At 76.3% G+C, this 24,122-nt stretch carries 21 protein-coding genes; 16 read left to right on the top strand and 5 right to left on the bottom strand.

Annotated features, from left to right (window positions below):
• Positions 1–58 precede the first annotated feature (58 nt).
• From GTY84_RS29845 to GTY84_RS29780, 14 genes are all read left to right on the top strand, one after another.
• A complete protein-coding gene (locus GTY84_RS29845) occupies positions 59–847 on the top strand; it encodes an aldose 1-epimerase (RefSeq protein ID WP_161229521.1) in 789 nt (262 codons plus the stop codon).
• Positions 848–857: 10 nt separating this feature from the next.
• Positions 858–1,406, top strand: a complete 549-nt coding sequence (pyrE, locus tag GTY84_RS29840) for an orotate phosphoribosyltransferase (RefSeq protein ID WP_161229520.1) — start codon at positions 858–860, stop codon at positions 1,404–1,406.
• A 180-nt stretch (positions 1,407–1,586) separates the two neighbouring features.
• The gene (fbaA, locus tag GTY84_RS29835) at positions 1,587–2,618 is read left to right on the top strand and encodes a class II fructose-bisphosphate aldolase (RefSeq protein WP_161229519.1); all 1,032 of its coding nucleotides are present in this window, start codon (positions 1,587–1,589) and stop codon (positions 2,616–2,618) included.
• A 109-nt stretch (positions 2,619–2,727) separates the two neighbouring features.
• The gene (locus GTY84_RS29830; RefSeq protein ID WP_161229518.1) at positions 2,728–3,141 is read left to right on the top strand and encodes a DUF3151 domain-containing protein; all 414 of its coding nucleotides are present in this window, start codon (positions 2,728–2,730) and stop codon (positions 3,139–3,141) included.
• Positions 3,142–3,278: 137 nt separating this feature from the next.
• Positions 3,279–4,094 carry a tryptophan 2,3-dioxygenase family protein gene (locus tag GTY84_RS29825; protein ID WP_161229517.1) on the top strand — a complete coding sequence of 272 codons (816 nt, stop codon included), beginning with the start codon at positions 3,279–3,281 and terminating at the stop codon, positions 4,092–4,094.
• The gene (gene kynU / locus GTY84_RS29820) at positions 4,087–5,283 is read left to right on the top strand and encodes a kynureninase (protein ID WP_161229516.1); all 1,197 of its coding nucleotides are present in this window, start codon (positions 4,087–4,089) and stop codon (positions 5,281–5,283) included. Before GTY84_RS29825 ends, kynU begins: the two co-directional genes overlap by 8 nt.
• A gap of 486 nt (positions 5,284–5,769) precedes the next feature.
• Complete coding sequence (locus tag GTY84_RS29815) at positions 5,770–6,660, top strand: alpha/beta hydrolase (protein WP_161229515.1); 891 nt, start codon at positions 5,770–5,772, stop codon at positions 6,658–6,660.
• Positions 6,661–6,819: 159 nt separating this feature from the next.
• The gene (locus GTY84_RS29810; RefSeq protein ID WP_161229514.1) at positions 6,820–7,809 is read left to right on the top strand and encodes an alpha/beta hydrolase; all 990 of its coding nucleotides are present in this window, start codon (positions 6,820–6,822) and stop codon (positions 7,807–7,809) included.
• 154 nt (positions 7,810–7,963) lie between these two features.
• Positions 7,964–9,214, top strand: coding sequence for an acyltransferase (locus tag GTY84_RS29805; RefSeq protein ID WP_345943562.1), 1,251 nt, complete (start codon positions 7,964–7,966; stop codon positions 9,212–9,214).
• Positions 9,211–10,554 (top strand): histidine kinase, encoded by a 1,344-nt coding sequence (locus GTY84_RS29800; protein WP_161229512.1) that lies wholly within the window; start codon positions 9,211–9,213, stop codon positions 10,552–10,554. The genes GTY84_RS29805 and GTY84_RS29800 overlap by 4 nt, the downstream gene beginning before the upstream one ends.
• Positions 10,551–11,216 carry a response regulator transcription factor gene (locus tag GTY84_RS29795; protein WP_345943561.1) on the top strand — a complete coding sequence of 222 codons (666 nt, stop codon included), beginning with the start codon at positions 10,551–10,553 and terminating at the stop codon, positions 11,214–11,216. Before GTY84_RS29800 ends, GTY84_RS29795 begins: the two co-directional genes overlap by 4 nt.
• A 433-nt stretch (positions 11,217–11,649) precedes the next feature.
• Positions 11,650–12,999, top strand: a complete 1,350-nt coding sequence (locus GTY84_RS29790) for a histidine kinase (RefSeq protein WP_161229511.1) — start codon at positions 11,650–11,652, stop codon at positions 12,997–12,999.
• Complete coding sequence (locus GTY84_RS29785) at positions 12,996–13,661, top strand: response regulator transcription factor (RefSeq protein WP_161229510.1); 666 nt, start codon at positions 12,996–12,998, stop codon at positions 13,659–13,661. The genes GTY84_RS29790 and GTY84_RS29785 overlap by 4 nt, the downstream gene beginning before the upstream one ends.
• 636 nt (positions 13,662–14,297) lie before the next feature.
• Positions 14,298–15,518, top strand: a complete 1,221-nt coding sequence (locus GTY84_RS29780; RefSeq protein WP_161229509.1) for a cytochrome P450 — start codon at positions 14,298–14,300, stop codon at positions 15,516–15,518.
• Between the two features lie 166 nt (positions 15,519–15,684).
• On the opposite strand, the gene GTY84_RS29775 is transcribed toward GTY84_RS29780, so the two are convergent.
• Positions 15,685–16,524 carry a diacylglycerol kinase family protein gene (locus GTY84_RS29775; RefSeq protein WP_161229508.1) on the bottom strand — a complete coding sequence of 280 codons (840 nt, stop codon included), beginning with the start codon at positions 16,522–16,524 and terminating at the stop codon, positions 15,685–15,687.
• A gap of 185 nt (positions 16,525–16,709) precedes the next feature.
• Between GTY84_RS29775 and GTY84_RS29770 the strand changes: the two genes are divergently transcribed.
• Entirely contained in the window at positions 16,710–17,993 is a 1,284-nt protein-coding gene (locus GTY84_RS29770) for an adenylosuccinate synthase (protein ID WP_161229507.1), read from the top strand.
• A 110-nt stretch (positions 17,994–18,103) separates the two neighbouring features.
• Here GTY84_RS29770 and GTY84_RS29765 read toward each other — a convergent pair whose 3' ends face one another.
• The 4 genes from GTY84_RS29765 to GTY84_RS29750 form a co-directional block, all read right to left on the bottom strand.
• Complete coding sequence (locus GTY84_RS29765; protein WP_237532783.1) at positions 18,104–18,592, bottom strand: hypothetical protein; 489 nt, start codon at positions 18,590–18,592, stop codon at positions 18,104–18,106.
• A 175-nt stretch (positions 18,593–18,767) separates the two neighbouring features.
• Positions 18,768–19,418, bottom strand: a complete 651-nt coding sequence (locus tag GTY84_RS29760; RefSeq protein WP_161229506.1) for a hypothetical protein — start codon at positions 19,416–19,418, stop codon at positions 18,768–18,770.
• Between the two features lie 243 nt (positions 19,419–19,661).
• The gene (locus GTY84_RS29755; RefSeq protein WP_161229505.1) at positions 19,662–20,357 is read right to left on the bottom strand and encodes a GntR family transcriptional regulator; all 696 of its coding nucleotides are present in this window, start codon (positions 20,355–20,357) and stop codon (positions 19,662–19,664) included.
• Between the two features lie 158 nt (positions 20,358–20,515).
• Positions 20,516–21,871, bottom strand: coding sequence for an aspartate aminotransferase family protein (locus GTY84_RS29750; protein ID WP_161229504.1), 1,356 nt, complete (start codon positions 21,869–21,871; stop codon positions 20,516–20,518).
• 225 nt (positions 21,872–22,096) lie between these two features.
• On the opposite strand from GTY84_RS29750, the gene GTY84_RS29745 reads away from it, so the two are divergent.
• Positions 22,097–24,118, top strand: coding sequence for a serine/threonine-protein kinase (locus tag GTY84_RS29745; protein WP_161229503.1), 2,022 nt, complete (start codon positions 22,097–22,099; stop codon positions 24,116–24,118).
• The last annotated feature ends 4 nt before the right edge of the window (positions 24,119–24,122 follow it).

The following is a 24,122-nucleotide window of genomic DNA, read 5'->3' as shown; positions in this document are numbered from 1 at the left end:
GGGCGGGCCGTCCGTGCGGCGACCGGGGGCGCCTTGATCACCCCAGTAGGGTCGGGGCGTGAGCAACGAACCCATCACACTGACCGCGGGCGACGCGGAGGTGACCGTGCTGCCGGGCGACGGCGGCCGGATCGGCGGGCTCCGCGTCGGCGGCACGGAACTGCTCCGCCAGGGCGAGCGCTACGGCTGCTTCCCGATGGCCCCCTGGTGCGGCCGGATCCGCGAGGGCCGTTTCCAGGACGGCGCCGTGGTCCACCGGATGCCGCTCAACGCCCCGCCGCACGCCATCCACGGCACCGCCCGCGACGGTGCCTGGCGCACCGCCCGCGTCACCGCCGACGAGGCCGTCCTCACCCACGACCTCACCGACCCCTGGCCGTACACCGGCCGGGTCACCCAGGTGATCGCCCTGGCCCGGGACTCCCTGACGCTGACCATGTCCGTGGAGACGTACGAGTCCTCGTTCCCCGCGCAGCTCGGCTGGCACCCCTGGTTCCGCCGCAGCCTGGACGGCGCGGACGTGCGGCTCTCCTTCGACCCGGCCTGGCAGGAGGAGCGCGGCGCCGACCACCTGCCCACCGGGAGGCGCGTCGAGCCCCGGCCGGGTCCCTGGGACGACTGCTTCGGCATGCCCGACGGCGTCGACGTGACCCTGACCTGGCCCGCACGGCTGGAGCTGCGGGTGACCGGCCCCGAGCGGTGGGTCGTCGTCTACGACGAGCAGGAGGAGGCCGTCTGCGTGGAGCCGCAGACCGGGCCGCCCAACGGGCTGAACACCCTTCCGCGCCTGGTCACACCGCTGGAGCCGCTGGAGGCCGCGACGACCTGGAGCTGGCGGCGGCTCTAAGCTGGCCACCATGACAGACGTTCGCGGCGCACTGCTGCAGCAGATCAAGGACAAGGCCGTGGTGCACGGCAGGGTGACCCTCTCCTCGGGCCTGGAAGCCGACTACTACGTCGACCTGCGCCGCATCACCCTCGACGGAGAGGCCGCCCCGCTGGTCGGCCAGGTGCTCCTCGACCTGACCGCCGACCTGGAGTTCGACGCCGTCGGCGGGCTGACGCTGGGCGCCGACCCGGTCGCCGGGAGCATGCTGCACGCCGCCGCCGCGCGGGGCCGCCGGCTGGACGCCTTCGTGGTCCGCAAGACCGCCAAGACGCACGGCATGCAGCGCCGGGTCGAGGGACCGGAGATCAAGGGCCGCCGGGTGGTCGTCGTCGAGGACACCTCCACCACCGGCGGCTCGCCGCTCACCGCCGTCGAGGCCGTGCGCGAGGCCGGGGCCGAGGTCGTCGCCGTCGTCACGATCGTCGACCGGGCGACGGGCGCCGCCGAGAAGATCGAGCGGGGCGCCGGGGTGCCCTACCGCCACGCGTTCGGCAAGGACGAGCTGGGGCTGGACTGACGCCCGCGCCGACATCCGGCGGGCGTCCGTGGACGCCCGCTCGGAGTATCCCCCTCCGTCTGGGAGGATGGGGCCGACGATGACGTCGCACCCAAGGTTCAGGTCAGGGCCGTAAAGAAACGTACCGAGTCGCGTCGACTCAGGTGTACGTGCCCACCCGCACATACAAGGAGCGGACACATGCCCATCGCAACTCCCGAGGTCTACAACGAGATGCTGGACCGGGCGAAGGCCGGCAGGTTCGCCTACCCGGCCATCAACGTGACCTCCTCCCAGACGCTCCACGCGGCGCTGCGCGGCTTCGCCGAGGCGGAGAGCGACGGCATCGTCCAGATCTCCACCGGTGGCGCCGAGTTCCTGGGCGGCCAGCACAACAAGGACATGGTGACCGGCGCCGTCGCGCTGGCCGAGTTCGCGCACATCGTCGCCGCGAAGTACGACGTCACCATCGCCCTGCACACCGACCACTGCCCGAAGGACAAGCTCGACGGGTACGTGCGCCCGCTGCTGGCCGTCTCCGAGGAGCGGGTGAAGGCCGGCCGCGACCCGCTGTTCCAGTCCCACATGTGGGACGGCTCGGCGGAGACGCTGACGGACAACCTGGCCCTCGCCCAGGAGCTGCTGGAGCGCGCCCGCGCCGCGAAGATCATCCTTGAGGTCGAGATCACCCCGACCGGCGGCGAGGAGGACGGCGTCTCGCACGAGATCAACGACTCGCTGTACACCACGGTCGACGACGCGGTCCGCACCGTCGAGGCGCTCGGCCTCGGCGAGAAGGGCCGCTACCTGCTGGCCGCCTCCTTCGGCAACGTGCACGGCGTGTACAAGCCGGGCAACGTGGTGCTCCGTCCCGAGCTGCTCAAGGAACTGAACGAGGGCGTCGCCGCGAAGTACGGCCGCCCGGCCGGCAGCAAGCCGTTCGACTTCGTCTTCCACGGCGGCTCCGGCTCCTCCGCCGAGGAGATCGCGACGGCGCTGGAGAACGGCGTGGTCAAGATGAACATCGACACCGACACCCAGTACGCCTTCACGCGTCCGGTCGTCGGCCACGTGTTCACCAACTACGACGGCGTCCTGAAGGTCGACGGCGAGGTCGGCGACAAGAAGACCTACGACCCGCGCACCTGGGGCAAGCTGGCCGAGGCGGGCATGGCGGCCCGCGTCGTCGAGGCCTGCGGCCACCTGCGCTCGGCGGGCACCCGGATCAAGTAGTCCGCGGACCGCACGGGGCCCGGCACCGCACCGCGCGGCGCCGGGCCCCGTCGCGTGCCGGGCGGGACCGCGTGCCCGCCGCTCCGCCGGATGGCGCAGACTGGGCCCCATGGCCATTCACGAGAACCTCCTCGGGGGACCGCCCCCGACCCTCCTCCCCGACGACCCCGGCCCGCGCGAGCTGCTGGCCTCCGGCACCGACGCCGCCGAGGTCGCCGCGCGGTACCCGACCTCCTCGCTGGCCTGGGCCCGGCTCGCCGACGAGGCGTTCGAGCGGGGCGCCGCCGTCGAGTCGTACGCCTACGCCCGCACCGGCTACCACCGCGGCCTGGACTCCCTGCGCCGCACCGGCTGGAAGGGGCACGGCCCGGTGCCGTGGGAGCACGAGCCGAACCGCGGCTTCCTGCGCGCCCTGCACGCGCTCGCGCGCGCCGCGCGGGCCATCGGGGAGGACGAGGAGTACGAGCGCTGCGCCGGATTCCTGCGCGACTCCTCGGCCGAGGCGGCCGACGTCCTGGGCTGACGCGCGCACCGCGGGGCCCGCTGGGGAGCGGGCCTTGCGGTTTCCTGCGAGGATTGCCGAGTATGCCGGTGGGGACCGGGGCCCCGTGCCGGTAACGGCAGGGCGGACCGCTACCCGAAAGCACGCAGGAGACAGCGATGTCCCACGAGGCCCCGAACCTCGACTTCGAGGGCAGCACGCCGTACGAGGACTACGTCAAGGCGGACGTGCTCACCCATCTCCAGCACACCCTCTCCGACGATCCCGGAGAGATGGTCTTCCTGGTCACGACCCAGGTCATGGAGCTGTGGTTCACCGTCATCGTCCACGAGTGGGAGACCGCGGCCCGCGCACTGCGCGAGGACCGGGTGGACGCGGCGACGGAGGCGCTGAGGCGCTCGACGTACGAGCTGGAGGCGCTGAACGCCTCCTGGAAGCCGCTCGCGCGGCTCACCCCGGCGCAGTTCAACTCCTACCGGGGGGCGCTCGGCGAGGGGTCCGGCTTCCAGTCGGCCATGTACCGCCGGATGGAGTTCCTGCTCGGCGAGAAGTCCGCGTCCATGCTCGTCCCGCACCGGGGCTCGCCCCGCGTCCACGACGAGCTGGAGAAGGCGCTGCACCAGCCGGGCCTGTACGACGAGGTGGTCCGCCACCTCGCCCGGCGGGGACACGCGATCCCGGACGCCGTGCTGGCGCGCGACGTCACCCGCAGGTACGAGCCGTCGCCCGAGGTGGAGGCGGCCTGGACGGAGATCTACGCCGGTGACGCCGACACCGACGTGGCCCGGCTGGGCGAGATCCTGACCGACGTGGCCGAACTGGTCTGGCGCTGGCGCAACGACCATCTGGTCGCCACCCGCCGCGCGATGGGCTCCAAGACCGGCACCGGCGGCTCCGCCGGGGTCTCCTGGCTGGAGAAGCGGGCCCGCAACCAGGTGTTCCCCGAGCTGTGGACGGCGAGGTCCCATGTCTGAGCTGCTGAGCGAGGCGGAGGCGCGGGACGCCGCCGACGGGCTCGCCGGGCTGCGCGACCGCTTCGTCCTGGACGGCGCGGTCTATCTGGACGGCAACTCCCTGGGCGCCCTGCCCGCCCACGTCCCCGCCCGGATGGAGGACGTGATCCGCCGCCAGTGGGGCGAACTGCGCATCCGCTCCTGGACGGAGGGCGGCTGGTGGACCGCGCCCGAGCGGGTCGGCGACCGGATCGCCCCGCTGGTCGGCGCGGCGGCCGGGCAGACCGTGGTGGGCGACTCCACCAGCGTGAACGTCTTCAAGGCGCTGGTCGCAGCCGTGCGCATGGCCCGGGAGGACGGGGGCGGCCGGGACGAGATCCTCGTCGACGCCGCCACCTTCCCCACCGACGGCTACATCGCCGCCTCGGCGGCCCGGCTGACGGACTGCCGGCTGCGGCCGGTCGCCCCGGCCGAGGTGCCGTCGGCGCTGGACGGGCGCACCGCCGCGGTGCTGCTCAACCACGTCGACTACCGCACCGGGCGGCTGCACGACCTGCCCGCGCTCACGGCCGCCGCGCACGCGGCGGGGGCGTACACCGTGTGGGACCTGTGCCACAGCGCGGGCGCCCTGCCGGTCGGGCTGGACGCGCACGGCGTGGACCTGGCGGTCGGCTGCACCTACAAGTACCTGAACGGCGGGCCCGGTTCGCCCGCCTTCCTGTACGTCCGCCGGGACCTCCAGGACCGCTTCGACTCCCCGCTGCCCGGCTGGAACTCGCACGCCGAGCCGTTCGGGATGCGGCCCGGGTACGAGCCCGCGGAGGGCGCCGTGCGCGGCCGGGTCGGCACGCCGGACATCCTCTCGCTGCTCGCCCTGGAGGCGGCGCTGGAGGTGTGGGACGGGGTGTCCGTGGCGGCGGTGCGGGCCAAGTCCCTCGCCCTGACGGACTTCTTCCTGCGCTGCGTCGGGGAGTACGTGCCCGCGGGGCGGGTCGAGTCCGTCACCCCCGAGGCGCACGCCGAGCGCGGCAGCCAGGTGGCGCTGCGCTGCCCGTCGGACGCGGGCGGCGTCATGCGGCGGCTGATCGGGCGCGGTGTCGTGGGGGACCACCGCGCGCCCGACATCCTCCGCTTCGGCTTCACCCCGCTGTACGTGGGCTTCGCGGACGCGGAGCGGGCCGCGCGGGTGCTGGCGGAGGTGGTGGGCTGAGCGACCCGGACGCCGGGAGCGGCCGCGTCCGGCGGGGCGGCGGGCCTCGCCGGACGCGCGCCGGACGCGGGTGAGCCGGGCGGTGCGTACCGGGCCCTCCGGGTGGTGCGGCGCAGACCGGCCGGGTGGTGCGGCGCGGACCGGCCGCCGGTGGGGGCGCGCTCCGGCGCGGTGATCGCCGTCTGTGCGGGCGCCGTCCGGAGCGGGGCACCCCCGGCTCCGCGGCCGTTGGCGCCGGGGCCGGGGCGGCGGCCTCCGGCGCCGGTGACCGGGCCGTCCCGGGGCACCGCCACCGCCCGGTGCGGGAGCCGTGGCGCGGGGGGTGCGCCCGCCGTCGCGCGGAGGGCGGTCCGGAGTGTTCCGGCCACCCCTCACCCTGCGTGACATCCGTGTGTTCGCGCACGTCATCGGCCTGATACCGTCCCGCCATCGGCCGAGTCCCCCACCACGGTCCGTCAACACCGTTCCCCCGCTGAGAGGTTGACCATGCCGGACGCCGCAGAACCGGGTACCGCCGCCGCGCGGGACGCCGCGGAGGAGAGGGCAGCCCTCTCCCGCCCGCCCGTCGACCCCGACCTCACCTGCGCGTACGGCGGTCATCCGGATCAGGTGATCGACCTCTACGCACCGCGCGGCGCGGTCGGCGCGGGCGGTCCGGCGCCGGTGGTGGCGGTGCTGCACGGCGGCGCCTGGCGGGCCCCGTACGACCGGCGGCACGTCAGCCCCTTCGCCGGGTTCCTGGCCGGCCGGGGCTTCGCCGTGGCCAGCGTCGAGTACCGGCGCGGCACGGAGGGGACGGCGGGTGGCGACCCGGTCGCCGGACGCTGGCCCGACACCTTCGACGACGTCGCCGCCGCCCTGGACGCCCTGCCCGCGCTGGTCCGGGAGCACCTGCCCGCCGCCGATCCGCGCCGCACGGTGCTCACCGGGCACTCGGCGGGCGCCCACCTGGCCCTCTGGGCCGCCGCCCGGCACGTGCTGCCCGCCGACGCGCCCTGGCGCACCGACCGTCCGGCGCCCCTGCGCGGGGTGGTCGCGCTGGCCCCGATCGCGGACTTCGAGGTCGCCTCGAAGCTCGGCGTGTGCGGTGGAGCGGTAGGTCAACTGCTGGGTGGGGAGGCGCTGTTCGAGCGGCGGAGGCCCAGTGCCGACCCCGCGCTGCTGCTGCCCACCGGCATCGCGACCACCCTCGTCCAGGGCCGGGCCGACGTGGTCGTGCCGCAGGCGGTGGCGGAGGCGTACGCCGACGCCGCGGCGCGGGCCGGGGAGGTGGTGGGCGTGACCCTGCTGGAGGACGTGGGCCACTTCCCGCTGATCGACCCGGCGGCGGACGCCTGCGCGGTGGTCGCCGAGGAGATCGCCCAACTCGCCTGGTGACAGAGGCGGTCGGGGCTCCGGCGGAGCGGCCCCGTACCCCCCGTGGTACCTGAGAGCTACGCGGCGGACGAGTCCCCCGGCGGGACGCCGGTTACCCCGCCCGCTCCCTAACGTCCCTTCCACGGGGCCCGGTCGGCGGGTTCCCGGGAGGGGGCGGTCATGGGACGGGGCGCGGCGGCGCGGTGGCGGCGACGGTGGCCGGGGGCGCGGCGCGGCGCGTCGGCCCTGCTGATCGCCGGTGCCCTGGTGGTGCCGCTGTCCGCCGCCGCGCGGCCCGGGACGCCCGCCCCGGCCCCGGCCGCGCTCGCCGCCCCTACGGCGGCCACTCTGGAGCGGACCTACGCCGCGCACCGGGCCAACGCCGCCGAGGCGTCCCGGATGGCGGCCGGACACGGCGACCGCCGCCGCGCGGCGGTGGACCGGGCGCTGGCCGCGCCCTCCCGGCACCTGCTCGCCTTCGACGGCCGGGGCGCGGGACTGGCCACGGAGGTCCTCGGCGACCTGGCCCGCGCCGACCGCGTCGCCGTCCTGGTCCCCGGCGCCGACACCGGCCTCGACAGCTACGGCCGGTTCCACGACGCCGCCCTCGCCCTGCACCGGCGGCTGGCCGCCGACGCCCCCGACGGGGTCCGCACGGCGGTGGTGGCCTGGCTCGGCTACGAGACCCCCGGCACGGTCAGCGCCGCCGTCGCCACCACCGGCCGCGCCGACGAGGCCGCCCCCGCGCTGCGCGCCCTCGTCGGCACCCTGCGCGGGGTGACCCGGCCCGGCACCCCGATCGCGCTGCTCTGCCACTCCTACGGCTCGGTCGTCTGCGGCCGGGCCGCACCCGGCCTGGACGTCGGCGACATCGTCCTCCTCGGCAGCCCCGGCACCGGCGCGGACACCGCCGCCGGTCTGGGCGGGCGGGCCCGGGTCTGGGCGGCCCGGAGCAGCGGCGACTGGACGCGGCACGTGCCGCACACCCGCGCCGCCCTGTTCGGCGCCACCGTCGGCTTCGGCGCCGACCCGGTCTCCCCGGGGTTCGGTGCCCGGGTCTTCGACGCGGGCCACGGCGGCCACGGCGACTACTTCGCCCCCGGCTCCCGCTCCCTCGCCGGCCTCGCCCGCATCACCCTCGGCACGTTCCCGGAGGTCCCCGATGCCTGACACCCGCCGTCCGAACCGCACCCCCCGCCCGTCCCCCGCGTCCGCGCCCGCGCCCGGGTGCGCGGAGCCCGGCGGGGGACCGGGCGCCGCCGTGTCCGGCGGGGGACCGGGCACCGCCGTCGCGCCCGGTCCCGCCGCCTCCCGGTCCGCCCCCGTGGCGCGTGCCGTCGGTGCGGTGCGGGGCCGGGTGGGGCGGGCCGCCGGGCGGATCGACGCCGCCACGCCCCCCTCCCGGGACCGGGCCGTGGACGCGCTGCGGGCCTGCGCCGTGCTCGGGGTCGTCCTCGGCCACTGGCTGGTGACCGCGCTGGTCGCCGACGGCGGGGACCTTCGTACGGCCAGCCCGCTGGGACCCATGCCGTGGCTCGCCCCGGTCTCCTGGACCTTCCAGACCCTCGCCGTCTTCTTCCTGGTCGGCGGCCATGTCGCCACCCGCGGGTACGCGGCGGCGCGGGCCCGGGGCACCGGCTACGGCCGGTGGCTGCGGGCCCGGCTGGCGCGGCTGTTCCGCCCGGCCGGGGTGCTCCTCGCGCTGTGGACGGCGGTGGCCGCGGCGCTGCTGCTGAGCGGCGCCCCGTATCCGACGGTCCGCGCGCTGGTGGGGCTGGCGTTCTCCCCGATGTGGTTCCTGCTGGTCTTCGCGGCGCTCACGGCGGCGACCCCGCTGCTGGCCCGGCTGCACCCGCTGTGGCCGCTGGCCGTCGTCCTCCACGTCGACCTGGTGCGCTTCGGGCTCGGCGGTCCCGAGGGGATCGGCTGGATCAACCTCGCCGCGGGCTGGCTGGTGCCGTACACCCTGGGCGCCGCCTGGACCCGGGGCGAGCTGGAGCGGCGCTCCACCGGTCTGCTGCTGCTGGGCGGCGGCGCGGCGGCGACCGCGGGGCTGGTGGCCTGGGCGGGCTACCCGGCGGCCATGGTCGGGGTGCCCGGCGCCGCCGTCTCCAACCTGAACCCGCCGACGCTCGCCGCCGTCACCTTCGGCCTCGCCCAGTGCGGACTGGCGCTGCTGCTGCGCGAGCGGCTGGGCCGGGCGATGCGCCGCCCGGTGGCCTGGGCGGCGGTGGCGCTGCTCAACCTGTCCGCGATGACGGTCTTCCTGTGGCACCAGACGGCCCTGATGGCGACCACCGTCACCGGGCTCCCCGCGGGCCCCCTGCCCGGACTGCACACCCCGCCCGCCGGCCCCGGCTGGATCGCCGCCCGGCTGCTCTGGCTGCCGGTGTTCGCGCTGGTCCTGGCCGTCTGCGGGAGCGCCTTCCGCCGCGCCGGGCACGGCCCCGGCCGCCGCGCGCCGCGCCCCGGCCCGGGGCGGTCCCGGCGGGCGGCCCGCGAGGATACGGCCCGCGAGGATACGGCCCGCGAGGAGACGGCTCGCGAGGATACGGCCCTTAGGGTGGCGGCGTGAGGGGACGGGGGAGTGCGCGGCGGGTCCGCGCGTGGGCCGGGCACCGGCTGCGGGTCCTGCGCGACGACCTGTGGACGGCGCGGGCGGACCCGCTGCCGCCGTCCGTCTGGCTGCGCTGGGTCCCGCACGGCGCGGTCTGCCTGGCGGCCCTCGGGGTGCTCATCGGCGACACGGCCCAGCTCGGGGAGCACGGCGGGCTGGACGGCGGCACCGCCTTCCTGTTCGCCCTCGCCGAGTCCGGTGCCATGGTGCTGGCGCTGCGGCGGCCGGTCCCGGCGTGGTGGCTGTCGCTCGGGGCGATGGCGCTGGCGGCCCGGCTGGTCCGGGGAAGTACGGCGGACGGCACCCTCTTCACCTGGCCCTGGACGGCCGCCGGGCTGATCGCGCACCTCTTCGTACTGCTGCTGCTCGCGCTGCGGGTGCCCGCCCGGGCGGCGCTGGAGGCGCTGGCGCTGACGGTGCTGGTCACCTGGTTCTACACGGGGGTGCTGGCCACCGGTGCCCACCAGCCGACCGGGGCGCTGTCCGTCGCCCTGTCCGCGGTCGTCGTCGCCCTCGCCACCGCGCTGCGCGGGCGCCGCGAGGCCCGTTCGGCGCTCGCCCGGCAGACCACGCTCACCGCGGAGGAGCGCGCCCGGCGCACCCTGCTGGAGGAGCGCGGACGGATCGCGCGCGAGCTGCACGACGTGGTCGCCCACCACATGTCGGTGATCTCCATCCAGGCCCAGGTCGCCCCCCATCTGGTGACGGACCCGCCGGAGGAACTGCGGGAGAACCTGGAGGGCATGCGGCGCAACGCGGTGGAGGCGCTCACCGAACTGCGCCGGGTGCTCGGCGTGCTGCGCTCCGAGGAGACCGGCGCCGCCGGGGACCCGCTCGCACCCGGCGGGGGAGGGCGGGGGACGACGGCGGGCACCGCCGGGCCGCACGCCCCGCAGCCCACCCTGGACCGGCTCGACGCCCTGCTGGAGAACGTCCGGGCGGCCGGGCTGGACGTCACCTCCACCACCGCCGGGGAGCGCCGCCCGCTGCCGCCGGGGGTGGAGCTGTCGGCGTACCGGATCGTGCAGGAGGCGCTGAGCAACACCCTGCGGCACGCGCCCGGGGCCACGGCCCGGCTGCACCTCGCGTACCGCCGGGACGGGCTGGAGGTGGAGGTGGCCAACACCCGTGCCGCGCGCCGGCCGGCCCCGACGCCGGGGGCGGGGCACGGGCTGCTGGGCATGCGGGAGCGGGTGGCGATGCTGGGGGGCCGGATGACGGCCGGCCCGAGGGCTGACGGAGGCTACGGGGTGACGGTGTTCCTGCCGGGCACCGGGGCGTACGAGGGGGAAGCGTGAGCATCCGGGTTCTGATCGCGGACGACCAGCAGATGGTCCGGCAGGGCTTCACCGTGCTGCTCGGCGCCGAGGACGGCATCGAGGTCGTCGGCCAGGCGGTGGACGGGCTGGAGGCGGTCGGCCTGGCCGGGCGGCTCTCGCCGGACGTCGTCCTGATGGACATCCGCATGCCCGGCATGGACGGCATCGAGGCGACCCGTCGGATCACCGCCGCCGCCCCCGGTGTCGGGGTGCTGGTGCTGACCACCTTCGACCTCGACGAGTACGTCTACGAGGCCCTGCGCGCGGGCGCCTCCGGGTTCCTGCTGAAGGACGCCTCGGCGGCGCAACTGGCGGAGGCGGTGCGGGTGGTGGCGGCCGGTGACGCGCTGCTGGCGCCCGCCGTCACCCGGCGGCTGATCGCCGAGTTCGCCCGGCTGGACGGCGGCCCCGGCGCCCCGCCGAGGCGGCGGGTGGGGGAGCTGACGGAGCGTGAGACGGAGGTGCTGGCCCTGATCGCCCGGGGGCTGTCCAACGCGGAGATCGCCGGGCGGCTGGTGGTCGCCGAGCAGACGGTGAAGACGCACGTGGGCCGCATCCTGGTGAAGCTGGGGCTGCGGGACCGCACCCAGGCGGCGGTCTTCGCCTACGAGTCGGGACTGGTGCGCCCGGCGGGCCCCTGACCGGCTGCACGCGCGCACCTCGGGCGCGGGGGCCGGCGGGCACCGCGGGTGCGGGCGCCGGGTGGCGGCGGGACGGCTCCGCGCCGGGGCGCGGGACTTCGGCGCGGGAATTGCGCGCGGCCCCGGCGTACGCCCCGGGCGCGGGTCCGGGCGGAGGGCGCGGGACGGCGGTACGGCTTCGGCGGGGCGGGACTTCGGCGCGGGGCGCGAGAACGCCGGTCCGGCGGCGCGCCTTTCGGCGGCGTGGCTCCGGCGGCGCGGCTCCGGCGGGCGGCGGCGCGGGGCCCGCCCTCTGCCCCGGCACCGGTCCGGCGGGGCGGCGCGCGGTGGCGGAACGGGTCCCGGGCGCGGGCGTGTAGTACCTGAGACGGATACCGCGGAACCCCCCTCGCAGGGGACGACGCCGCCCCTGTCCCCGCATACCGTGGGGAAGGTGACCGACACGACGCACACGAGGACCTCGCCCCCCGGGGAGGCCAGGTACCGGGGCCCCGAGCACCGGCTGGCGGTGAGCGCCCTGGAAGGGGTGCGCGGGGTGCTGATCACGGACGCCTTCGCCCACCGCCCGCTGGCCCCCCTGGCCGAGGACGGCGCGCTGCTCCGCCGCCTGCCCGCCGGGATGCGCGGGGGCGCGCGGCACCTCCCGTTCGGCCTCGTGTGCCTGCTGGCGCTGCTGGTCCTCTGGCTCGGTGTGGTGGCGGACGGCCCCTACGGCGGGTTCTCCCTGCTGCTGCTGGGCGGTCTGCTGTGCGGGGTGCCGGTGCTGATGACGGCCGTCCGCCCGGTCGGCGCGTTCTGGCTGTCGGTCGCGGCGGCACCGCTGGCCCCGCTGGTCGGCACCAGCGAGGGCGAATGGCCTTGGCTGCCCGGCACGTTCACCTCCCATCTGCTGGTGCTGGTGATCGTGGCGCTGCGCACCGACCCCCGCACCATCGCCTGGATGTGGACGGCGACCGCGGCCTACGGCCTGTTGGTGCAGTCCGCGCTGGGCGGCGGCCATCCCGCCGCCAACACCGCCTCGATGCTGGTCCTGTCGGCGCTGGTGCTGCTGGCCGTCTCCCTCTGGCACATCCGCCGCAGGGCCCGCGAGGAGGTGACCGCGCAGCAGTCGGTCACCGAGCACGAGCGGTCCCGGCGCACCCTGCTGGAGGAGCGCACCACCATCGCCCGGGAGCTGCACGACGTGGTCGCGCACCACATGTCCGTCGTCGCCGTCCAGGCCGAGGCCGCGCCCTACCGGGTGCAGGACCCGCCGGAGGAACTGGAGCGGGCGTTCGCCGTCATCCGGGAGAACGCGGTGGCCGCGCTGACCGAGCTGCGCCGGGTCCTCGGGGTGGTCCGCGCCGAGGAGTACGAGGCCCCCGACGCCCCGCAGCCCACGCTGGCCGACCTGGGCGCGCTGCTCGCCAACGTGGCCGCCGCCGGTCTCGCCGTCGACCGGGCGGTGACCGGCGCGGTGCGCGAACTGCCGCCGGGGGTGGAGCTGTCGGCGTACCGGATCGTGCAGGAGGCGCTGAGCAACACCCTGCGGCACGCGCCCGGTGCCGGTGCCCGGGTCGAACTCTCCTACGTCCTGGGCGGCCTGGGCCTGCGGATCGTCAACGGCCCCGCCCCGGGGGGCCGCCCGCCCCGGCCGTCGCCCGGCGCGGGCCACGGGATCACCGGCATGCGGGAGCGGGTGGCGATGCTGGACGGGGAGATGACGGCGGGCCCCGCGGAGGACGGCGGGTACGAGGTGGCGGTGTTCCTGCCGGTCACCGCGGCCCCGGCGGAGGCGGCGTGAGCATCCGGGTCCTGGTCGCCGACGACCAGATGATGGTCCGCGAGGGGTTCTCGGTCCTGCTGAACGCGATGCCGGACATCGAGGTCGCCGGGGAGGCGGTCAACGGGCGGGACGCGGTGGACAAGGTCCGCGAGCTCGCCCCGGACGTGGTCCTGATGGACATCCGCATGCCCGAGCTGAACGGCATCGGGGCGACCCGGGAGATCGTCGCAGCCGGCACCGCGACCAAGGTCCTGGTGCTGACCACGTTCGACCTGGACGAGTACGTCTACCAGGCGCTGCGCGCGGGCGCCTCGGGCTTCCTGCTCAAGGACGCGTCGGCCCGCCGGCTCGCGGAGGGCGTCCGGGTGGTGGCGGCCGGGGACTCCCTCCTCGCGCCGTCCGTGACCCGGCGGCTGATCACCGAGTTCGCCCGGCTGTCCGACGCCCCGCGCCCCCTGGCCGCGGCGCGGGCGGCGTACGGCGGGCTGACCGAGCGGGAGACGGAGGTGCTGGTGCTGATCGCCCAGGGCCTGTCCAACGCGGAGATCGCCGGGCTGCTGGTGGTCGCGGAGTCCACCGTCAAGACCCATGTCAGCCGCGTCCTGGTCAAGCTGGGCCTGCGCGACCGCACCCAGGCGGCGGTCTTCGCCTACGAGGCCCGCCTGGTCACCCCGCGCTGACCCGCCCCCGGTCCGCGTCGGCCGGGGCCCACCCGCGCTCGGGCCCGCGGCGCCCCGGGTCCGCGTCGGCACGGCTTCGCGTCGGCTCGGGTCCGCCCCTATCCCGCCTTGGCCCGGGTCCACCTCGCCCGGGGTCCGCGTCGGCTCGGGCCCGCCCCGGGTCCGCGTCGCCCGGGTCCGCGTCGCCCCGGGTTCGCGTCGGCTCGGGTTCGCGTCGGCTCGGGTCCGCCCCTACCCCGCCTTGGCCCGGGTCCGCCTCGCCCTGGGTTTGCCTCGGCTCGGGTCCGCCCCGGCCCGCCCCGCCTGGGTCCGCCCTGCCCCTGGGGCCGCTTCGCCCCTGGGGCCGCTTCGCCCCCGGGTCCGCTTCGCCCCCGGGTCCGCTTCGCCCCCGGGTCCGCTTCGGCCCGGGGCCACCCCGCCCGGGGTTCGCTTCGGCTCGGGTCCGCCCCGGCCCGGCCCTGGTGGGGGTTCGGCCTCCGGGTCGGGTCCGGCCTTCCCGGTCCCCGGTCCCGGCCCGGGTCGGTCCGCCCCGGCTCCGGCCGCCTCCACGACCGCCGGAGGCACGGCGCGCGGCCCCCGCGTCCGGGTTCGTCCGGCTCTGGGCAGGGGCCCGGGTCAGGGCTTATGGTCCGTTTCATGACGGCTGAAAGCGATCTTGCGTTCGACCCGTGGGACCCCGGCTTCCTCGCCGACCCCTACCCCGCCTTCGCCGAGCTGCGGGAGCGGGGCCGGGTGCACTACTACGCGCCGACGGACCAGTGGCTCGTCCCGCACCACGCCGACGTCTCGGCGCTGCTGCGGGACCGGCGGCTGGGGCGGACCTATCTGCACCGCTTCAGCCACGAGGAGTTCGGCCGCACCCCGCCCCCGCCCGAGCAGGAGCCGTTCCACACGCTCAACGACCACGGCATGCTCGACCTGGAGCCCCCGGACCACACCCGTATCCGGCGGCTGGTGACCAAGGCGTTCACCCCGCGCACCGTGGAGCGGCTGCGGCCGTACGTCCAGAGGCTCGCGAACGATCTCGTGGACCGCCTCGTCGAGGCCGGGGGCGGCGACCTCCAGCGCGACCTGGCCGAGCCGCTGCCGGTCGCCGTGATCGCCGAGATGCTCGGCATCCCCGAGGCGGACCGGGCCCCGCTGCGCCCCTGGTCGGCCGACATCTGCGGGATGTACGAGCTGAACCCGTCCGGGGACGCGGCGGCCAGGGCGGTGCGCGCCTCCGTCGAGTTCTCCGACTACCTGCGCGCCCTGATCGCCGAGCGCCGCCGCACGCCCGGCGACGACCTCGTCTCCGGTCTGATCGCCGCCCACGACGAGGACGACGACCGGCTGACCGAGCAGGAGATGATCTCGACCTGCGTCCTGCTGCTGAACGCCGGCCACGAGGCCACCGTGAACGGCACGGTCAACAGCTGGTGGTCGCTGTTCCGGAACCCGGAGCAGCTCGCCGCCCTGCGCGCCGACCACTCCCTCGTCCCGACCGCCGTCGAGGAGCTGCTGCGCTACGACACCCCGCTCCAGCTCTTCGAGCGCTGGGTGCTGGACGACATCGAGATCGACGGGACGACGATCCCCCGCGGCGCGGAGATCGCGATGCTGTTCGGCTCCGCCAACCACGACCCCGCCGTCTTCGCCGACCCGGGCCGCCTCGACCTGACCCGCCGGGACAACCCGCACATCTCCTTCAGCGCGGGCATCCACTACTGCATCGGCGCCCCGCTCGCCCGGATCGAGCTGGCCGCCTCGACGACCGCCCTGCTGGAGCGGGCGCCCGGGCTGCGGCCGGCGGGGGAGCCCCGGCGGCGGCCGAACTTCGTGATGCGGGGGCTGGAGGCGCTGCACGTGGAGGTGTGACGCACCCCGCCCGCCCCGCACCCCGCCCCGCACCCTGCCCGATCCGCCCGCCCCGCACCCGACCCGACCACCGCACCCCGCCCGCACGGCCCCGCCGCGCACCTCTCGCGCACGGCGCCGCCGCGGCCCGTCCCGTCGGGCGGGGGCCGCGGCGGCTCCGGGCACGTCAGCGGGCCGGCAGCGTCAGCGCCCACGCGTCCTCGTGCGCCGACCACGTGCGGGTGAGCACCGGCCCCGAGACCACCGCGTCCGCGCGGTAGCGGAAGTGCGCACCCGAGACGGTGACCGTGCGGCCGGCCGCCGTCAGCGGTGCCGCCTCCGCGCCCGCCGTCCGCACCTCCACCTCGGCCCGCCCGCCGGTGCCCGGCAGCACCGACACCGACTCGACCGGCCGGTCCAGGTCGACCAGCGTCACCCCGTCGACCTCCACCCGCAGCCGCACCGGGCCGCCCGGCCCGGCCGGGGCCGGCCGGGCCGGCGCCAGCGTGCGCACCAGCGACCGGCAGCCGCGCAGCCACGGACGCGCGTGCTCCGCCGGGCCCGGCGGCACCGGCGCCCCGACCGGCGGGATGCGGACCGAGCCCAGCACCACCCCGTCGCTGTCGTCGACGAGCAGGTCCAGCCGCCGCGCCGCCCCGTCCAGGACCGCGCGGGCCGCCGCCACCGCGCCCGTCGGCAGGCCCAGCGCCCGGGTCAGGCCGAGCGCCGGCCCCACCGGCACCACCGCCAGGGCGCACCCGGCCAGCTCCCGCTGCCGGTGCAGCAGGCCGACGGCCCGCAGCAGGGCGGCGTCGTCCCCGATCACCACCGGCCGCCGCGAACCGCGCCGCCGCAGGGCCCGCGCGAATTCCTCCGGGCCGTCCGGAAGGCACACCTTCGTTCCCGCCGCGCCCGCGCTGAGCACGTCCTTCGCTATCCGTACGGACTCCCCGTCCATCCGTCGGGCGACGGGATCGATGACCACCAGGAGCTGATCGGGCGTCGTGGAAGTCGCCACCTCGGCCATGCCTCGCTTCCTCGGGTAGCATCTTTGTGCAACAGCCCCTTGCGCTCTTGCGCCAGGGGCTTCGTCTATTCCGGGGCATCCGGTCCGACGGTTGGCGACCGACGAAGGTCGCGGTGTACGCGGCGGAAACCCTCCGTGCACGCTCTCGACCTTGGACATGCCCCGCCCGGAAGGGGTGTACGCGCGTGCCCGCACTTGTGCTGCTCGGTGCTCAGTGGGGTGACGAGGGCAAGGGGAAGGCCACGGACCTGCTCGGCGGGTCGGTCGACTACGTGGTCCGTTACCAGGGAGGTAACAACGCAGGCCACACGGTGGTCGTGGGCGACCAGAAGTACGCCCTGCACCTGCTCCCTTCCGGCATCCTCTCCCCCGGCTGCACGCCGGTCATCGGAAACGGGGTCGTGGTCGACCCCTCGGTCCTGCTCTCCGAGCTGAGCGGTCTCAATGAGCGCGGCGTGGACACGTCCAAGCTGCTGATCAGCGGGAACGCCCACATCATCACGCCGTACAACGTGACCGTCGACAAGGTGACGGAACGCTTCCTCGGCAAGCGCAGGATCGGCACCACCGGCCGCGGCATCGGCCCGACCTACGCGGACAAGATCAACCGCGTCGGCATCCGCGTCCAGGACCTCTACGACGAGTCGATCCTCACCCAGAAGGTGGAGGCGGCGCTCGACGTCAAGAACCAGATGCTCACCAAGCTCTACAACCGGCGCGCCATCGCCGTCGACCAGGTGGTCGGCGAGCTGCTGGAGTACGCGGACAAGCTGCGCCCCTATGTGACGGACACCGTCCTGGTCCTCAACCAGGCGCTGGACGACGACAAGGTTGTCCTCTTCGAGGGCGGCCAGGGCACGCTGCTGGACATCGACCACGGCACGTACCCGTTCGTCACCTCCTCCAACCCGACCGCCGGCGGTGCCTGCACCGGTGCGGGCGTCGGCCCGACCCGGATCAGCCGGGTCATCGGCATCCTGAAGGCGTACACCACGCGCGTCGGCGCCGGACCGTTCCCGACGGAGCTGTTCGACGAGGACGGCGAGGCGCTGCGCCGGATCGGCGGCGAGCGCGGGGTCACCACCGGCCGCGACCGCCGCTGCGGCTGGTTCGACGCGGTCATCGCCCGCTACGCGACCCGCGTGAACGGCCTGACCGACTTCTTCCTCACCAAGCTGGACGTCCTCACCGGCTGGGAGCAGATCCCGGTCTGCGTGGCGTACGAGATCGACGGCCGCCGGGTCGAGGAGCTGCCGTACTCGCAGACCGACTTCCACCACGCGAAGCCGGTCTACGAGATGCTCCCGGGCTGGAGCGAGGACATCACCGGCGCGAAGTCCTTCTCCGACCTGCCGAAGAACGCCCAGGCGTACGTCAAGGCGCTGGAGGAGATGTCCGGCGCCCCGATCTCCGCGATCGGCGTGGGCCCGGGCCGGGACGAGACGATCGAGATCAACTCGTTCCTGTAGCCCCGCCCGGCGGCCCCGGTCCGTCCGCCCCCGTCCGCCCCGCGCGGCCGGGGGCGGACGGCGTCGGGGCCCGGCGCGGTGGAAACCACGCCGGGCCCGGGGGCCGGGGCTCAGACGCCCATGGAGGCCAGTTCGATCGCGGACCGGTAGGACGCCGCGACCGTGACCACGCACGGGCGGTACGTGCGGTTCTCCCGCACCACGAGGAAGTACTCGCGGAGGTTCTCCCAGTAGTCCACGAGGTAGCCGAGGCCCGGTACGAAGCCCGGCGGGCGGGGCACGAGGGCGAACGCCTCGCTGCACCGCAGGATCTCGCCGGTGGCCGTCGACAGGACGTCGGCCACGTCCGCGTTCATGTCCCAGCCGGCCGCCAGGGCCGGGGTCCAGATCGCCCCGGCCACCTCGCGGAGGCGTTCCCGCTCCTGGGGCGTCGGGTCGCTCAGGGCCCGCGCCGCCACCGGCGCGGGCGCCGTGCCCGGTGCCGCTCCGCCCGGTCCGCCCGCGGCGACGGCCGGTGCCACCGCCGCGCAGACCAGTGCCGCCGCCACGGCCGTCGCGCACACGGCCCGCCGCATCGTCCGTCCTCCGGTCACCGTCATCAACGGTCCCTCCCCGAACCCGCTCCGGTGCCTGCCCGCCCGGTGCCGCGACTCTGCCACGGGCCCGGTGATCCGGACAACGGCGACAACTCGCCACCCGGGGTGGGAAGGCGCCGGGAACGCGCCCTTCCCGGGGCGGTGCCTTCCGGGGCCGGCGCGGGGCGTCCGCCGCCGGTCAGCTCAGGACGATCATCGACCCCTGGGCCAGGCTCCGGGTCGCCGCCGCGTGCAGGCCGAGCCACACATGGCGCTCCCGGGCGAAGGGGCTCGGGTCGTCCGGGGCGGGCGCGGCGGGTTCCTCCAGCTCCGTGGGGCCCAGCGGCGGCCGGGGAGCGGCCGGGGGGTTGGCGGGGTCGATGCCGAGGACCGGGGCGACCGTCTCCAGCTCCCGCAGCAGGGCGTGCGAGGAGCCCAGCGGGCCGCCGCCCGCGAGGAGTTCGTCGTCGGCCAGCGGGTGCGGGAAGTCGACGGGGATGTACGCGCCCGCGTGGTCGTAGTGCCAGACCAGATGCGACTGCTGGGCCGTCGGCTCGAACATCTCCAGCAACTGCTCGTAGTCGCCGCCCAGTTCGTCGACCGGGGTGACCGGCAGCCCGCAGATCCCCAGCAGATAGGCCCGGCGCAGCAGGTGCAGCGCGTCGTAGTCGAAGCCGGCGACGGGGGCGACCTCGCCGGACAGGCCCGGCATGTACGGGTGGACCGGCACCGGTGGCAGCCCGGCCTCGGCCAGCACCTTGTCGTACTGCGCGAGTTCCTCGGCGAACGGGTTGTCCGGGGTGTGGCACAGGATGTCGACGAGCGGTACCAGCCACAGGTCACAGGCCAAAGAGGGCTCCTCACACAGGACGGTGGTCAGGGCAGCGTAGTCGGTGCGGATGAAGGGTGTGCCCGCCTCGCGCCCGCCCGGTGCCCGTTCCGCGCCCGCCTCGCGCCCGCCCGCCGTCCGCCCCGTGGCGGCCCGGTGTCCGGCCGGGTCCCGCCCCGGGCCCGGACGGGGGCCGGAGGGGGTGCGTCCGGTGTCCGACCGGCACCGGGCGCCCGGCCCGCGGACCGGGCCGGTGCCGCGCCGTCACTGGCCGGTGAGCCGCTCGATCAGCGCGATGGAGTGCGCGTTGTAGGCGTCGACGAGGGCGCGGGCGGCCGTGTGGTCGCGGCGGGTGAGGGTGTCGACGAGTTCGGTGTGCCCGGACCAGAGGGTGCCGCGCAGGTCGGCGAGGCGGCGCAGGTGCTGCACCGTGCACACCCAGCTCTGCACCCGCAGCCGGTGCAGGAAGTCGGAGAGGTACGGGTTGCCGAACAGGGCGCCCAGCTCGCGCCAGTAGCGCAGGTCGTAGCCGATCAGCACGGTGAGGTCACCGGCGGCGGCGGCGCGCTGGGCCTCCTCGCCCCGGCGGCGCACCGCGGCGAGGGCGGCGACGGGCCGCTGCTCGTCGGCGCCGGGCCTGGACGGACGGCGTTCCAGGGCGAGGAACATCCCGTCGGTGACGAGCCCCCGGGCCCGCACCATGCCCCGGAAGTCCTCGACCGAGTACTCGTGGACCCGGAAGCCCCGGTGGTGGTCCGCGTTCAGCAGGCCCTGCGCGGACAGGTCGACCAGGGCTTCCCGCACCGGGGTCGCGGACACCCCGTACTGGTCCGCGATCTCCCGGACGGTGAACGCCTGCCCGGGCTGGAGCCGTCCGGCCAGCACCTCGTCGCGGAGCGCGTCGGCGAGCTGCTGGCGCAGGGTGCTGCGCGTCACGGCGCTGCCGCTGGTGCCGGGCATGGTCGTACGGTCTCCTCGTCGCGTGCGGCGGCGGGACGCGGGCCCGCGTCCCGCCGGTACGGGGGCACGCCACCTTACGCGCTCGCCCCGCGCCCCCCGGGCGCGGTGGACCGGGGACGCGGTGCCGGGCGGGGCGGGGCGGGGAGCGGGGGCGGCCCTCAGACGGTGTAGCCGTCCGCCACGGACAGCGCCGTGTCCAGCACCGCCAGGCCCTCCTTCAGCTCGGCCTCGGTGATGGTGCACGGCGGCACCACATGGGTGCGGTTCATGTTCACGAAGGGCCACAGGCCGTGGCTCTTGGCGGTGGCGGCGAACGCGGCCATCGGGGTGTTGTCCGGGCCGGCGGCGTTGTAGGGGACCAGAGGTTCGCGGGTGGCGCGGTCGCGGACCAGCTCCAGCGCCCAGAACATGCCGACCCCGCGCACCTCGCCCACGCTGGGGTGCCGCTCGGCCAGGGCGTGCAGCGCCGGGCCGAGGACCTCGGAGCCGAGCCGGGCCGCGTTGCGCACCACGCCCTCGTCCTCCATCACGTTGATGGTGGCGACGGCGGCGGCGCAGGCCAGCGGGTGCCCGGAGTAGGTGAGGCCGCCGGGGTAGGGGCGCTCGGCGAAGGTCGCGGCGATCCGGTCGGAGATCGCGACGCCGCCCAGCGGCACGTAGCCGGAGTTCACGCCCTTGGCGAAGGTCATCAGGTCGGGCACCACGTCGTACAGACCGGCCGCGAACCACTCGCCGGTCCGGCCGAAGCCGGCCATGACCTCGTCCAGGATCAGGACGATGCCGTGGGCGTCACAGATCGCGCGGACCCCGGCGAGGTAGCCGGGCGGCGGGGTCATGATGCCCGCGGTGCCCGGGACGGTCTCCAGGATCACCGCCGCGACGGTGCCGGGGCCCTCGAAGGCGATGGTCGTCTCCAGGTGCTCCAGCGCCCGCGCGCACTCCTCCTCCTCGGTCCGCGCGTAGAAGCGGGTGCGGTACAGGTAGGGCGTCCAGAAGCGGACGACCCCGGCGGTGCCCCCGTCGGACGGCCAGCGGCGCGGGTCGCCGGTGATGTTGACGGCCTGCTGGGTGCCGCCGTGGTAGGAGCGGTACGCCGAGAGCACCTTGGGGCGGCCGGTGTGCAGCCGCGCCATGCGCACCGCGTGCTCCACGGCGTCGGCGCCGCCGTTGGTGAAGAAGATCCTGTCCAGGTCGCCGGGGGTGCGCTCGGCGATCAGCCGCGCCGCCTCCGAGCGCGCCGCGACGGCGAAGGCCGGGGCGAAGGTCGTCATCCGGGCCGCCTGCTCCTGGATCGCGGCGACGACCCGGGGGTGCTGGTAGCCGATGTTGGTGAAGACGAGCCCGCTGGCGAAGTCGAGGTAGCGCCTGCCGTCGTAGTCCCAGAAGTACGACCCCTCGGCGCCGGCGACGGCGAGCGGGTCGATGAGGTCCTGGGCGGACCAGGAGTGGAAGACGTGCGCGCGGTCCGCGGCCTTCACGGCGGCGCCGGCCTGGGGGTTGGGCTGGAGGGTCATGCGGCCGAGGGTAGAGGCCCGCGCCCCGCGGGGGTACCGGCGTCCTGTACGGGGTGCCGGGCGTTCCGCGACAGACTGTCGACGGGCCCGGCGGCGGCCCCGGAGGCCGTGCGGCACACGGCACCGGGCCCGTTACGGAACCGTGGACGGGACCGTCCCGCCCCGTGACCGCCCCGGCCTATCCTTCGGTCTGTTGCTCAGGCTCGGGGGGAAGGCGACAGGGACATGCGCGAGCTCGGGGACGGGGACCCGCAGCACATCGGGGCGTACCGGCTGCTGGGGCGGCTGGGCGCGGGCGGCATGGGACACGTCTACCTGGCCCGGTCGGACCGGGGCCGCACGGTCGCCGTCAAGCTCGTCCGCGGGGAGCTGGCCGCGCTGGAGGAGTTCCGGGAGCGGTTCCGCCAGGAGGTGCGGTCCGCGCGCCGGGTCGGCGGGTACTGGACGGCGCCGGTGCTGGACGCGGACACCGAGGCCGCCGTGCCGTGGGTCGCCACCGGCTACGTCGCCGGGCCGAGCCTCCAGCGGGTCGTCGGCCACGACCACGGGGCGCTGCCCGAGCGGTCGGTGCGGACGCTGGCGGCGGGGCTCGCCTTCGCCCTCAAGGACATCCACGCGGCCGGGATCGTGCACCGCGACCTCAAGCCGTCCAACGTGCTCGTCACCATCGACGGCCCCCGGGTCATCGACTTCGGCATCGCACGGGCCCTGGAGACGGTGGCCGACGACGGGCTGACCCGGACCGGCGCGCTGGTCGGCTCGCCCGCGTTCATGGCGCCGGAGCAGGTGCGGGGGGACCGGATCACCCCGGCGTGCGACGTGTTCTGCCTGGGATCGGTGCTGGCCTTCGCGGCCACCGGGAGGACGCCGTTCGGCTCCGCCGACAGCGGCGGGCACGCGCTGATGTTCCGCATCGCCCGGGAGGAGCCCGACCTCACGGGCGTCCCCGAGGGCATCGCCGACCTCGTCCGCGACTGCCTGCGCAAGGACCCGGCGGCCCGTCCGGACCTGGACGCGGTCCTGGCCCGCACCGGTGCCCTGGACACCGTGGCCGACGGGCGCTCCCGGGACCCTTGGCTGCCCGGAACCCTGGTCGCCCAGCTCGGCCGCCACGCGGTGCGGCTGCTGGACACGGAGAACCCGGAGGGGCCGGGGGAGCCCGTGGCCCCGGGCGAGGGGGACCGCCCCGGGCGGACCCTGGTGGCGGACCCGGGTGCCCCGGACCGCCCCGCGGGGGTCCCGGCGGTGCCCCCGCCCCCGGACGGACCGGCCCGGGCGGACGGCCGGCCCACCCGGGACGCGGGCCCGACCCCGCCGCCCCACCCGGCGTCCGCGCACCCGGCGCACCCGGCGCACCCGGCGCACCCGGCGCACCCGGCCTCCCGGCCCGGCTACGGCTTTCCGCCGGCGCCGCCGCAGGACGCCGCGCACGGGTACGCCAACCCCGGGTACGCCGCCCCGGCCCGGAACGCGGGCCCGACCGCGCCGTACGGAGCGCCCGCCCCCTACGGGCAGGCCCCCTACGGCGGTCCTCCGCAGCGCCCCGCGGCGCACCCGCCGTACGGCCCCACCCCGCCGTACGGCCCCACCCCGCCCTACGGCCCCACCCCGCCGTACGGTGCCGCCCCGCCGTACGGGCCCGTCCCGCCGTACGGGCCCGCCCCGGAGTCCCGGCGCCGGGGCCCCTCGACGCTGCTGCTGGTCGTGATCGCCCTGGTGGTGGCGCTGGGCGCCGGAGGCGCGGTGTACGCCGTGATGACCGGGACCGGGAAGGGCGACCGGGCGGAGGACGGCCCGGCCCCGGCGCCGACCGCGGAGCCCACCCGTGGCCCGACGGCCGGCGCCGGGACGCGGACCGCCCCGCCCCCGGAGTCGCCCCCGCCGTCCTCCCCGGCCGCGGGCACCGTCCCGGACGGCTACCTCGGCACCTGGACCGCCACCATCGGCAACGACTCCGGTGAGCACGGCCGCAGGCTCACCATCCGGCAGGGCGGGGTGGGGGACACGGTGCTCTCCCTCGTCGCCGACGGTCCCGCGGGCGGCGGCACCTACCGCTGCGTCTTCGAGGCGGAGCTGAGCACCGCGCCCGACGGCGGCGGCACCCTGGACATCGGCCCGTCCCGGGTCGCCTCGGGCCCCGCCTCCTCCTGCAACCCCGGCCCCGCCACCGAGGTGGCCCTGCTGCCCGACGGGGGGCTCCGGCGGACTGGCCCCGACGGCGAGGCCCTCACCTACCGGCGCGAGTGACCCG

Origin of the sequence: Streptomyces sp. SID8352 (assembly GCF_009862265.1) — a bacterium.
Classification (GTDB): domain Bacteria; phylum Actinomycetota; class Actinomycetes; order Streptomycetales; family Streptomycetaceae; genus Streptomyces.
This window is presented reverse-complemented; position numbering and strand designations above follow the sequence as displayed.